General features: G+C 68.6%; 11 protein-coding genes and 1 pseudogene. 10 read left to right on the plus strand and 2 right to left on the minus strand.

Annotated features, from left to right (window positions below; translation table 11 throughout):
- The 8 genes from H5J31_RS31605 to H5J31_RS31640 all read left to right on the plus strand — a co-directional run bounded on the left by H5J31_RS31605 (position 1) and on the right by H5J31_RS31640 (position 9,434).
- Complete coding sequence (locus tag H5J31_RS31605) at positions 1-1,953, plus strand: acetyl/propionyl/methylcrotonyl-CoA carboxylase subunit alpha (protein WP_181776328.1); 1,953 nt, start codon at positions 1-3, stop codon at positions 1,951-1,953.
- Positions 1,950-3,119, plus strand: coding sequence for an acyl-CoA dehydrogenase family protein (locus H5J31_RS31610; RefSeq protein WP_181776329.1), 1,170 nt, complete (start codon positions 1,950-1,952; stop codon positions 3,117-3,119). Before H5J31_RS31605 ends, H5J31_RS31610 begins: the two co-directional genes overlap by 4 nt.
- A gap of 12 nt (positions 3,120-3,131) precedes the next feature.
- Positions 3,132-3,983, plus strand: a complete 852-nt coding sequence (locus tag H5J31_RS31615; RefSeq protein ID WP_181776330.1) for an SDR family oxidoreductase — start codon at positions 3,132-3,134, stop codon at positions 3,981-3,983.
- Positions 3,980-4,621 carry a TetR/AcrR family transcriptional regulator gene (locus H5J31_RS31620; RefSeq protein ID WP_181776331.1) on the plus strand — a complete coding sequence of 214 codons (642 nt, stop codon included), beginning with the start codon at positions 3,980-3,982 and terminating at the stop codon, positions 4,619-4,621. Before H5J31_RS31615 ends, H5J31_RS31620 begins: the two co-directional genes overlap by 4 nt.
- An 86-nt stretch (positions 4,622-4,707) precedes the next feature.
- Positions 4,708-4,977 carry a hypothetical protein gene (locus H5J31_RS31625; RefSeq protein ID WP_101606846.1) on the plus strand — a complete coding sequence of 90 codons (270 nt, stop codon included), beginning with the start codon at positions 4,708-4,710 and terminating at the stop codon, positions 4,975-4,977.
- Between the two features lie 126 nt (positions 4,978-5,103).
- Positions 5,104-5,649 carry a hypothetical protein gene (locus H5J31_RS31630; protein WP_236005496.1) on the plus strand — a complete coding sequence of 182 codons (546 nt, stop codon included), beginning with the start codon at positions 5,104-5,106 and terminating at the stop codon, positions 5,647-5,649.
- 204 nt (positions 5,650-5,853) lie between these two features.
- On the plus strand, positions 5,854-7,851 hold the full coding sequence (locus H5J31_RS31635) for a hypothetical protein (RefSeq protein WP_328701663.1): 1,998 nt from the start codon (positions 5,854-5,856) through the stop codon (positions 7,849-7,851).
- 20 nt (positions 7,852-7,871) lie between these two features.
- Entirely contained in the window at positions 7,872-9,434 is a 1,563-nt protein-coding gene (locus H5J31_RS31640; RefSeq protein ID WP_181776333.1) for an ABC transporter substrate-binding protein, read from the plus strand.
- 75 nt (positions 9,435-9,509) lie between these two features.
- Here the strand turns inward: H5J31_RS31640 and H5J31_RS31645 are convergent, their stop codons facing one another.
- Positions 9,510-10,460: a chitinase gene (locus H5J31_RS31645; protein ID WP_181776334.1), complete on the minus strand. Its 951-nt coding sequence runs from the start codon at positions 10,458-10,460 to the stop codon at positions 9,510-9,512.
- Positions 10,461-10,688: 228 nt separating this feature from the next.
- On the opposite strand from H5J31_RS31645, the gene H5J31_RS31650 reads away from it, so the two are divergent.
- Complete coding sequence (locus tag H5J31_RS31650; RefSeq protein WP_181776335.1) at positions 10,689-11,975, plus strand: GGDEF domain-containing protein; 1,287 nt, start codon at positions 10,689-10,691, stop codon at positions 11,973-11,975.
- Between the two features lie 129 nt (positions 11,976-12,104).
- Here H5J31_RS31650 and H5J31_RS31655 read toward each other — a convergent pair whose 3' ends face one another.
- Positions 12,105-12,572 (minus strand): nucleoside deaminase, encoded by a 468-nt coding sequence (locus tag H5J31_RS31655; RefSeq protein WP_181776336.1) that lies wholly within the window; start codon positions 12,570-12,572, stop codon positions 12,105-12,107.
- Positions 12,573-12,645: 73 nt separating this feature from the next.
- Between H5J31_RS31655 and H5J31_RS40025 the strand changes: the two are divergent.
- Positions 12,646-12,757: pseudogene (locus H5J31_RS40025) on the plus strand (HTH domain-containing protein); the annotation flags it as partial.

The following is a 12,757-nucleotide window of genomic DNA, read 5'->3' on the forward strand; positions in this document are numbered from 1 at the left end:
ATGATCGAGAAGCTTCTGGTCGCCAACCGCGGGGAGATCGCCCGCCGCGTGTTCCGTACCTGCCGCGACGCCGGGATCGGCACGGTCGCGGTGTTCTCCGACGCGGACGCCGACGCGCCGCACACCGCCGAGGCGGACATCGCCGTCCGGCTGCCGGGCAACGCGCCGTCCGACACCTACCTGCGTGCCGATCTGCTGATCAAGGCCGCCGTCGAGACCGGCGCCGACGCGATCCACCCCGGCTACGGATTCCTGTCCGAGAACGCCGGGTTCGCCCGCGCGGTCCTCGACGCCGGCCTCACCTGGGTCGGACCGCCGCCGGAAGCCATCGAGAGCATGGGCTCCAAGGTCGAGTCCAAGCGGATGATGGCCGACGCCGGTGTCCCGATCCTGTCCGAATTGGACCCGGCCGAGGTCACCGAAGCGGACCTTCCCTTGCTGGTCAAGGCGTCCGCCGGTGGTGGCGGACGCGGTATGCGTGTCGTGCGGTCACTCGGCGAACTCGCCGAGGCCGTCGAAGGAGCGCGCGCGGAGGCCGCGTCGGCGTTCGGCGATCCGACGGTGTTCTGCGAGCGGTACCTGGAGACCGGACGGCATATCGAGGTCCAGGTGCTCGCCGACACCCACGGCACGGTGTGGGCGGTGGGGGAGCGGGAATGCTCGATCCAGCGTCGTCACCAGAAGGTCGTCGAGGAGGCGCCGTCGCCGTTCGTCGACGACGCCATGCGGGAAGCCCTGTTCGACGCCGCGCGCAAGGCCGCGCAGGCGATCGAGTACGTCGGCGCCGGGACGGTCGAGTTCCTCGCCGCGCCGGACGGGCGGTTCTACTTCCTGGAGATGAACACCCGGCTCCAGGTGGAGCATCCGGTCACCGAAGCCACGACCGGTCTCGACCTGGTTTCGCTGCAGTTGCGGATCGCGGAAGGCGAGCATCTCCCGATCGAGGAACCGGAGACGCGAGGGCACGCGATCGAGGTCCGGCTCTACGCCGAAGACCCGGCCGAGGGCTGGCAGCCGCAGTCCGGCACCTTGCACCGGTTCGAGGTTCCCGCCACCCAGCGGGAATTCGAGGTGGGTCCGGGTGTCCGGCTCGACTCCGGGTTCGTCAGCGGCCAGTCCGTCGGCGTGCATTACGACCCGATGCTCGCCAAGGTGATCGCCTTCGCGCCGGACCGCCGGAGCGCGGCGCGGGCGCTGGCCAAGGCGTTGGCCGGGGCGGAGATCCACGGCGTGGTGACGAACCGCGATCTGCTGGTGAACGTCCTCCGGCACGAGGCCTTCCTCGCCGGAGAGACCGATACCGCGTTCTTCGACCGGCACGGACTCGGCACCTTGGCGCGCCCACTGGCCACTGTGGACACCGTACGGATTTCCGCGCTCGCCGCCGCGCTGGCCGGTGCGGCCACGAACCGCGACGGTGCCCAGGTGCAGGGACGGCTGCCGAGCGGCTGGCGCAATGTCCGTTCCCAAGGGCAGCGCAAACGTTTCCTTGCCCGCGAAGACGAGATCGAGGTCGTCTATACGCTCACCCGTGACGGCCTGCGTGCGGAGGGATTCGACGGCGTGGAGCTGGTTTCCGCCGCGAGCGATCGCGTCGTACTGGAGGTCGCCGGGGTGCGGCGGACGTTCTCCGTCGCCCGCTACGGCGCCGAGGTGTACGTCGATTCGCCGGAAGGCACCGTCGAACTGAAGGTGGTCCCGAGGTACACGGATCCGGACGCGGCACTCGCCGCCGGTTCGCTCGTGGCGCCGATGCCGGGCACCGTCGTCCGGCTGGCGGTCGAAGCCGGTGACCCGGTCAAGACCGGCGATCCGTTGCTGTGGCTGGAAGCGATGAAGATGGAACACCGGATCGCGGCGCCCGCCGACGGCGTCGTGACCGAACTCCCGGTGGTCGTCGGTCAGCAGGTCGAAGTGGGCACGATCCTCGCGGTGGTAGGAGAGAACGAATGAACGCGATGAACTTCACCGAACCCGAGGAGCGCGTCGCGCTGCGGGCGGCGGTCGCCGAACTCGGCAAGAAGTACGGGTACGAGTACTACGCCAAGCAGGCCCGCGCCGGGCTCAAGACCGAGGAACTGTGGGCCGAGGCCGGACGGCTCGGCTACCTCGGCGTGAACCTGCCCGAGGAGTACGGCGGCGGGGGAGCGGGCATCGCCGATCTCGCCGCGGTGCTCGAAGAACTCGCCGCGGCGGGCAGCCCGCTGCTGCTCATGGTCGTCTCGCCGGCGATCTGTGGCACGGTCATCTCGCGTTTCGGCACCGACGAGCAGAAGAAGCGCTGGCTGCCCGGCATCGCCGACGGCAGCAGGCGGATGGTCTTCGCGATCACCGAACCGGACGCCGGGTCGAACTCGCACAAGATCACCACCACCGCGAAACGCGACGCCGACGGCTGGGTCCTCAGTGGACGGAAGGTCTACATCTCCGGCGTCGACGAGGCGGACGCCGTCCTGGTCGTCGGCCGCACCGAGGACGCGAAGACCGGCAAGCTCAAGCCCGCGCTGTTCACCGTCCCGACCGACGCGCCCGGCTTCGAGTACAAGCAGATCGACATGGACATCGTCTCGCCGGAGAAGCAGTTCGGCCTGTTCCTCGACGACGTCCACCTGCCCGCCGACGCGCTGGTCGGCGAGGAGGACGCGGCGATCGCGCAGCTGTTCGCCGGGCTCAACCCCGAACGCATCATGGGCGCGTCGTTCTCGCTCGGCATCGCTCGGTACGCCCTGTCCAAGGCCGTCTCCTACGCCAACGAGCGCAAGGTGTGGGGCGGCGCGCCGATCGGCACGCATCAGGGGCTCGCCCATCCGCTGGCCGAGATCAAGATCGAGCTCGAACTGGCCAAGCTGATGACGCAGAAGGCGGCGTCGCTCTACGACTCCGGCGACGACTTCGGCGCGGGCGAGTCGGCGAACATGGCGAAGTACGCGGCCGCCGAGGTCGCGATCCGCGCCATCGACCAGGCCGTGCAGACCCACGGCGGCAACGGCCTTGCCAGCGAGTACGGGCTCGGCACGCTGGTCACGGCCGTCCGGCTGGGCCGGATCGCGCCGGTGAGCCGCGAGATGGTGCTCAACTTCGTCGGCCAGCACAGCCTCGGCCTGCCCCGCTCCTACTGAGAGGCGCGAACCATGAGCACGCTCCACGGCAAGACGATCATCATCTCCGGCGGCAGTCGCGGGATCGGCGAGGCCATCGCGGTCCGCGCCGCCCGCGACGGGGCGAACATCGCCCTGCTGGCCAAGACCGCCGAGCCGCATCCGAAGCTGCCCGGCACGGTCTACACCGCGGCCAAGGCGATCGAGGAGGCCGGCGGGCAGGCGCTGCCGATCGTCGGCGACGTCCGCGACGACACGTCGGTCGAGGCCGCGATCGCGCGGACCGCCGAACAGTTCGGCGGGATCGACATCGTGCTCAACAACGCCAGCGCGATCGATCTGACACCGACCGAGTCGGTCAGCATGAAGCGTTACGACCTGATGCAGGACATCAACGCGCGCGGCTCCTTCCTGCTGTCGAAACTCGCCATCCCGTATCTGAAACTTTCGGACAACGCCCACATCCTGACGCTTTCGCCGCCGATCAGCCTCGACGAGAAGTGGTTCCAAGCCGGGCACCTCGCGTACAGCATCGCGAAGTACTCGATGAGCCTGGTGACCGTCGGGCTCGCGGCGGAACTGCGGCAGTTCGGGATCGCGGCGAACTCGCTGTGGCCGCGGACCACGATCGACACCGCGGCGATCCGCAACGTCGTCGGCGCCGAACTGGCGGCGAAGTCGCGGACGCCGGAGATCATGGCGGACGCGGCGCACGCGATCCTCACCAAACCGAGCGGCGAGGCGTCGGGGAACTTCTACATCGACGACGAGGTGCTGGCCGCCGAGGGCGTCACGGACTTCTCGAAGTACCGCATCGGCGGGAACGAGGAAGACCTGCAGCTCGATTTCTGGGTCGAAAGCCGTACTCCAGAATCAGGGCCATGATCCGCGAACCGCAGCAGGAGCGCAGCCGGACGACCCGGCGGCGGCTGGTCGAGGCCGCCGTCGAGACGATCGGTGAGCTGGGCTGGAACGGGACCACGGTGGCGGTCATCGCCGAACGCGCCGGGGTCTCGCGCGGCGCCGCCCAGCACCACTTCCCGACCAGGGAGGACCTGGTCGCGGCGGCGGTCGAACATGTCGGCGAGATCCAGATCGTGGAGCTGCGCACCCGGGCGGCCGAGCTGCCGTCCGGGCGGTCGCGGATCGAACGGGCCGTCGACATGGTGCTCAACCTCTACAGCGGGCCGATGTTCCGGGCCGCGCTCCACCTGTGGGTCGCGGCCTCGACCGACGAGGGGCTGCGCGCGACGCTGGTGCCGCTGGAGGCTCGGGTAGGCAGGGAAGCACACCGGGTGACCGTCGAGCTTCTCGGCGTCGACGAGTCCCACCAGGGCGTTCGTGAGCTGGTCCAGGCCACTCTCGATCTTGCCCGCGGCCTGGGACTGGCGAATCTGCTGACCGATGACACGAAGCGCCGCAAGCAGATCGTGGCCCAGTGGGCCAGGGTTCTGGAGCCCACACTGGCACTGGCGAAAAGCAAGAAGATCGAACGGAACCTGGAGATTCCCCGGAACGTCTGAGATCTTGTTAACACTGATGGAGCAGCGGCCGATAACACGGTGTAAGTGCTGCTGATTCGGGTAGCTGATCGAGAGAGGTTAGTCCGGTGTCCGGTTCAGAGGTCGAGTTGTCCCATCGAGCCATGGCGATGCTGCGAGCGGTCGCGGCCCGCCGAGCCCAGATGTCGTGCAGCTGCGAGCCGGACCTCTTCATCGACGGGTTCGCCTGCTGTGACCAGATGACCGCGCACGCCCTCGCCCACGGCGGCTACATCCGCCCCGCCGAGTCCACCGGCCTCTCCGCCGTCACCGGCCGGGTGCCCGCCGAGCTGACCGAAGCCGGCGAAGCGGCGATCGCGGTCACCGCGGCAGCCTGACCCTTCACCGCACCGTCTGTCCGGTGTGGACCACAACCGTTTACAACCGGCACCTGCAGTTCCTAGGATCCACCCCGGGATGAGGCCGTCGCGGTGCGCGACGGACCGGGGTTTCTGGAGGTGCCGATGGCACGCACGGCTCGCCGCGACGACGGTGAGGACGCCCTGAGCGTGTTGATGCGGAAAGCCGGAGCCGCACCCCGGCGCCGGGGTCCGCGCGGGCCGAAGCACCGTGCCCCTGACACTCCCGGTGGTTCCGGCAGCGGGAAAGTACGGCGGATCTCCGCGCTCTCGGCGGGCGGTGTCGTCGTCGGTGGCCTGCTGGCCGTGCTGCTCACCCCGGCCGACCCGGCTGACGTCATCCCCGGGATCGCGCCCGTGCCACCGTCGCTGACCATCGAGCCGCAGGCGGTGGAAGTCCCGGACGACGCTGTACCCGCTCCCGTCTCGTCGGGTCCCCCGGGCGGCAGCGTGGCGCCTCCTCCGCCACTCACGGCGTCGATGAACGGCACGGAGACGCCGTCTCCCACACCAACCCCCACCACGCCTCCGGAACAGCCGCGGGATCCGCGAGCCGGTCATTACGACCATGACTGGTATTACGACTGGTACTACGGCGGCGGATATCGCGACGGCCATCAAGGCGGCCGCTGGCCGCAATGGGGCGGATAGCGCCGAACGGGTGAGCGCGCGTATCGCTCACCGTCGAACAATAATTACGATTCTGCCCGGATTTCGTCCTTTCGTGTCCGGTGCGCCCATTCCCGTCCCCTGAGTTCGATCAGCTACCTACGATGGTCCGCAATCTCTGATCCCTTCCGGACCACAGCTAGGGGCTGAACAGGAAAAATGAGTGTGGGGCGACATTCTCCCGCGGTGAAGCTCACCCGGAGAATGCTGATCAATCGCGAGGTGGGGGCACCTTCAAGGCCGCAGCCGGTGACGCTGCTGCTCGGGCCGGTCGGCTCGGGTAAGACCACCGCGTTGGAGGCGATCCGGCAGGACCTGGGCTGGGGCGTCGTCCACGCGGGATTCGACTTCGGGCGCGGCGACCGGCCGAGTACGGTCGACGTGCTGACGAATCTGGCTTACACGTTGTCGAGTAAATGGCGGAACCGGCCGAAACCGCAGTTCGTACGGTTCACCATTGCGCTGATCGCAGTCCAGGCGGAGCTTCCGGGACGGAATCGTAACGACGACCGGGATCAGCTCAAAACGCTGATCACCACTTTCCACGGAATCCGCTGGACTCCGCAGGCCGACGAATTGCTCACCACACTGACCGAGACCGCGAAGGCGACGGGTCTCGTCGAAGCCGCTTACGCCGACGTGTTCCGCCAGACGTTCCCTCATCTGGTCCGGAACATCCGGCCGCGGCTCGGCAAAGCGTTGAAGTACCTCGCCGACTTCCCGAACGCCGAGGGCAAGGATCCGTTCGACGCGCTGATCGAACTCAACCGGCTCGCGCACGGCACTGCCCGTGACGACAAGGCGGTCACCGAATGGCTGATCGCGGCGTTCCTCGGCGACGTCCGGGAGAACCACCGCAAGATGGCCAAACCGGAGGAGAAGAGCCCGTGCGCCTGTGACCTTCCCGGGCGCCGCAGGCACTGGCACAACTGGGTTCTGCTGCTCGACGACGTCGATCACGCCGGCGGCACCGAGTTCCTCGCCGATCTGATCGCCGCGCGGGAACGGTACGTCCTGCACCATCCGAACGACCGGGACACCCACGACGCGCTGCTGATCGTCGCCACCAGCGGGCGGTGGCACCAGGACTGGGGAACCGCGTGGCTGGCGCCGTGGAAACCGGCGGCTTCCGCGCCGCCCGCGGTCCGGCCGGTGGTCGCCTGTGAAGAGGCGGGTTACGAGGACTGGGCGACTCCGCGCAACGGGGAACTCGAATCGCCCTATTACCCCGTCATGCTCGCGCCGCAGCCGAGCGGGCAGATCGCGCGTGTCCTCGATTCCGGTGTGACGACCCCCAAGGTGAGACTCGCGCATCTGGCGACCGGTGGGCTGCCGTCGGCGATCGAGCGGATCGCGGGCACGTTGCGGGGAAGGGACGTGCGGGAAGGCGCCCGCGACGTACTCACCACCGCGGCCGACGGCGAGCAGGATCCCTGCTACCGCAGGCTGAAGGAACTGGGCCTGACCGAACACCTCGACGGCGTCCACATCGACGACTTCGTGACCGCCGCCCCGTTCGCGACCGCGCCCTGGCTGATCCCGGACGCCGCGCAGAGCCGGATCGACCAGCCGCACGTCGGGCGGATCCTGACCGAACTGCGCACCGCGCTGTGGGTGACGGCGAAGAACTCCGCCGCCACCACCGAGGACCAGGCCGCCCTGCATCCGTGGATCGCCGCGAACCTGGTGTCCGCGCTGGCCCGGCGCGATGACGGGCCGACCTACACCGGTCAGTTCCAGGCGCTGCGCGACGACCCGGACACCGCGCAGGACCCCGTGCGGCTGGCCTACTGCAACCTCGCGCTGGGCGACATCGGCGCGGTGATCGGCTTCTTCGAGCGCGAGTTCAACCGGATCCCGCACGCCGAGTGGCTCGCGAAGCTCCACCTCGTCCTGCACGCGCCGGACGATCTGCCGCCCGAGCGGGAACACGCCGAGCTGTACGACGAGCTCGTCAACACCGACACCGCTCGCCATCCGGACGGGCGGACCGAGATCCGCAACAACATCGCCCGGCTCATCGCCGCGGGCTGGCTGACCGCCGACCCGTTCGCGGTCCGCGGTCTGGACCAGCAGCAGGTGATCGGAAACGCCTTCGCCGCGCTGGCGACGACCTCACATCGTCCCGACGTCGGCGCCCTCGTGGCCGCCAAGGATCTCGCCCGTCGCGGCGAATTCCCCTGAACCTCGAACGGAAACCCGTTATGCCCTGGCTCGATTCGTTGAAGACCCGGCTTTCCCGTACCCGTCACCGCGCGGCCGCCGGGCCACCGGTCCGCCCACGCGGCTGGGCGCAACGCCACCGCGGCCTGCTCTCGGCGGTCGTGGTCGTCCTCCTCGGCGCTCTCCTGGTCGCGATCAAACCGTGGGAGAACTGCGGGCCCGGCCTGCGTTCGGTGGACGCGGACGAGAAATCGTCCGGCTCGTCCTATGCCTGCGTCGGCATCAATCTCGAGTCCGGTCCGATGCGGGAGAACGACCCGTTCGCCACACTGGAGAAGTTCATCAAAGCCCGCAACGACGAGGCGGGCCAGGATTTCCGGACCATCGTGGTGCTGGAGAACTTCACCCCGGACCCGAATGTCGACAGTCAGCCGATCGAGTTCGTGAAACACGAGATCCAGGGCGCGATCACCGCCGCGTGGCCGAACGGCGGCCGGGCCGGGATCAGGGTGCTGCTGGCCAACTACGGCAGCAACGCCACCCGCTGGAAGGACGTCGCCGAGGAGATCATCGCGGCCGCGGCGAGCCAGCACATCGTCGCCGTCACCGACGTCGGGGTCAGCTCGGAGCACAGCCGGGCGCTGGTCGCGGAACTTTCCGCGAACGGCATCGCGACGATCGGTGCCACCGTCACCGCGGACAACATGAACATCGATCCGCAGGGCAAACGGATCGACAACTTCTTCCGTGTCGGCCCGACCAACACCGACGAGGCACGTGCCGCGGCCGCCTACATCGCGGCGCACGGTTTCCGCCGGGTGATGATGGTCCGGGGCACCGGCGTGGAGGACACCTACGCGACCACACTCGCGGAAGCCTTTCAGGGCGCGTCGAAGGTTCCGGTCATCTTCACCAAGGGGTACAACAGCATCCCGTTGTTCGACACCAAACGGGAGGACTATCTGCGGAATCTGTTCCGCGGCTACCATTCCGACATCTGCGGTGCCAAACCCGATCTCATCTACTTCGCCGGGCGAGGGCTCGATCTCGGCGCGTTCGTGAAGGCACTGGCCGGGGACGGCGCCTGTGAAGGGCTCGATTCGGTGACCGTGATGACCGGGGACGACGCGAGCACGCTCGCCGGGAAGCCCTTGCCGCTGGACAAGGACATCGGGGTCCGGCTCCGGTACACGGCGCTGGCCTATCCCGACCAGTGGGATATGTTCGCCGCCGATCCGGCGTATCCGACGTACAAGAAGAACCACGACAACTTCGTCGCCGAGTTCACGCGGCGGTTCCCGCGCGGCGAACTGTGGGACGGCGCCGCGATGATCGAGCACGACGCGGTCGCCGTAGCGGTCCGGGCGGCGGGGGACAACGTGTCGGCCGATCCGGTGTCGGTACCGGAAGTGGTGCGCAACATCGACTGCAATTCCTCGGTCCCCGGCGCCACCGGATCCATCGCCTTCGACCGGACGACGGGGAATCAGCTCGACAAGGCGCTGCCGATCCTCTCCATCGACGCCGACGGTGCGGTGCATCCGGTCGACCTCGTGTGGTCGCGGGGACGTCCGTTGAACACCGCGCCGGACTGCGGTGCCTGAAGTACGTGAAGCCCCCTTCACCACGCCTAGCGCGGTGAAGGGGGCTTGGCTGAAACCCGGTGGGGAACGGGGAAGTCAGCCGGTGTAACCCGCCACGATCTTGGTGTAGTCGTACTTGCCCTGGCCGATTCCCGCGCAGTTGTCGCAGTCGCGGTTCACCGCCCAGAACGACAGGCGGGCGAGATGTTTGCTCGCCGCGTAGTCGCGGATCGCGCGGAAGTCGGCGACGCTGACGGTTTCGCCCGCCACGTCGGTCTTCCCGTTCATCGACGAGAGTCCGCTGCGCCGGTAGGCCGCGTCGTCGCTCAGGCCGAAGGTGGACTTGACGACGTTCTTCAGCCCGTCGACGGCACTGCGGGTCTTGCCCGCCATGTCACCGCCGCTGGAGAAGTCGAACGGCATGACCGACCACGCGTCGACACCCGCGCCGAGCGTCTTCGACTGGTTGATCAGCCGCTTCCCGTGCGAGTTCGGGCCGCCGACCTCGGTCGGGATGGTGATGACCACGCGCAGGCCGGGGTTCTTCTGCTTCGTGATCTTGACGGCGTTCAGGATCCGGTCCTGCACGGTGTAGTTCTCGAACTCGTCGGTGTTCTCGATGTCGAGATCGATGGCCTTGAGCTTGTAGGCGTCGATGACCTTTTGGTAAGCGCCGGCGAGGGCGGCGGGTGTGCCGCACTTCGGGCCGAGCTTCGTACCGGACCAGCCACCGAACGACGGGATGACGTCGCCGCCCTTGGCCCGGATGTTGTTGATCAGGGTGGCGTCGGAGCCGGTGAGTGAACGACTGCCGTCCCATTTCGGGTTGCAGCCGCCGTCGGAGAGGACGAACGCGAGGGTGAAGGCCTTGACCCCGGTGGCGTTCATCGCGGCGATCGGGTCCGTCTGTCCCGACCACTGGTACAGATAAGGCGAGGCGAGCACCGGATCCGGGGCCGCCGAGGCGACGGGGGCGAGTCCCACGGCCGTGGCGAGAGCGGCGCCGACGGTGGTGGCCAGTGTTGCCCAGCGTCGTAAGGAATTCATAGGTCCTCCAACTGGTACGCGCGTGACGAGACGCGCAGGTGTGGAGCACCTCCGTCTTGACGCGGCGTATCAACCGGGAGGTCACTGTGTGCTCACTCACAGTGGACTAGACCATTGAGGACTGTCAAGAATTCACCGGGAATCCGGCGGGTATCGACCGACCTTAGTAGGGGGTCATGACCCGGAAAGCGGAGTGACAGCACCGCGATAATCGGCTAATTTGCCGAAATGGTGGGGGACTCCCTGGTGGCGACCGGAAGCGGCGGCCGAAGTAGCCGGTTCGCCGTGCCGAGACGGCTGCTGGGGACCTGGAGCCTGTGGGAACTACCCAGGCGGGGCCTCATCGGGTACCTGCTCCTCGTCGACGCGGCCGCACTCGCCGCCACCACGTACCTCTTCGCCCTGCGGCCGCCCGCGCCGTCGGCGCTGCTCCCGTTTTCCGCGCTGCTGGCCGGAATGATCCTCAGCTCGGAGATCTCACGTCCCATTGAGCGGTCCCGCGCCGACACCCGGCTCGGCGCCGGACTGGACGCCGCCTGGATCTTCGCGGGCGCGCTGCTGCTCCCGCCCGCCCTCGCCGCCACGCTCGTCGTCGCCTCCGCGGTCTACCGCTGGCTCCGGATCCGGCGCGGGATCCCGCACCGCCAGGTGTTCGCGGCCGCCGCCACGATGATGTCCGCGCTCGCCGCCTCCCTGCTTCCCATCCTCGTCGGAGCGGCGCCCTTCGCCGACGCGACAAGGGATTTCCAGGGCTTCGCGCTGGTTTTCGGCACCGGCCTGGTGTTCCTGTCCGTCGACGCCGCACTTGCCGCCCCCGCCGCCGAATTCGGCGCGGAACCGTCGGGTTTCGCCTTCGACGCGGCGATGGTCGCGTTCGGACTGCTGATCGCGTGGTCGGCGGTGGACTGGCCGTTCGTCACCATCGTGCTCGCCGTCGCGCTGGTGGTACTGCACCGGGCGGGGATGATGCGCGCCCTGCGCGGGCACGCGGGGACGGACGCCGGGACGGGGCTGCTCACCGCGTCGTCCTGGTTGGACGGTGCCCGCACCCAGTTCGACCTGCTTCGGGGGCGTGGCACCGATCTTTCCCTGTTGATGCTCGACCTCGACCACTTCGCCCGGCTCAACGACGAGCACGGCAGGAGCGTCGGCGACGACGTGCTGCGTGCCGTCGCGGACACGCTGCGCGCGGAGGTGCGGGCGGCCGATCTGGTCGGCCGGTTCGGCGGCGAGGAGTTCGTCGTCCTGCTTCCCGGCACCACCCGGTTCGACGCGCACGCGATCGCCGAGCGCATCCGGCTGCGGATCGCGTCGACCTCCGTCTCACTGGGTGGGAGGCAGCCGGACGATCCGTTGTTCGCCGGGACGACCATCTCGATCGGCGTCTCGTCGCATCCCGCCGACGGGGAGACGCTCGACAGGCTCGTCGGCGCGGCGGACCAGGCGTTGCGCGCGGCTAAGGTGGCCGGCCGCAACCGCACCGTCGTCTTCGAAGCCGAAGAATCCCTCGATTAACCCTTGGCGGTAGGTCGACCACGGCGCGTCTCGTACCGCCTCGCACCCGCTGGAGGTGTTGCGAAAGCCACTTTCGCAACCTTCAATGTTGCGAAAGTGGCTTTCGCAACACCGCGCCCGAGCGCTCGATCAACCCTCGGTGGTGGGGACGCCGATGTCCTCGAACCACAGTTCCGGATGGTCCCGGATGAACTCGGTCATCAGCGCGGTGCACGCCGGATCGTCCAGCAGGGTGATCTCGACGCCGTTCTGCTCCAGCCAGCCGTGTCCGCCTTCGAACGTGGCCGCCTCGCCGATGATCACCCGGCCGATGCCGAACTGGCGCACCAGCCCGCTGCAGTACCAGCAGGGGGAGAGCGTGGTGACCATGATCGTGTCCCGGTAGTGCGGCCGCCTGCCCGCGTTCCGGAACGCGGAGGTCTCGGCGTGCATCGACGGGTCGCCGTCCTGGACCCGGCGGTTGTGCCCGCGGCCGAGCAGCACGCCGTCGGTGTCGAACAGCGCGGCGCCGATCGGGACCCCGCCCTCGGCCTTGCCGAGTTCGGCCTCTTCGCGGGCGACGGACAGCAGTTTCGCGGGATCGATCACCCCGGTCACCTTACCCGGCGGATCGAGGACCGGAACTGTCCGCGATGTCTGCCAGACTCGTCCCCATGAAGCGAGCGAACCCATGACCACGGGCACGTCGGCGCGGCTGCTCAGGCTGCTGTCCCTGCTGCAGGCGCGGCGCGACTGGCCGGGCGGTGACCTGGCCGAGCGGCTGCGGGTGGACGTCCGCACGG

The sequence above is a fragment of the Amycolatopsis pittospori genome, assembly GCF_013870525.1.
GTDB lineage: Bacteria > Actinomycetota > Actinomycetes > Mycobacteriales > Pseudonocardiaceae > Amycolatopsis > Amycolatopsis pittospori.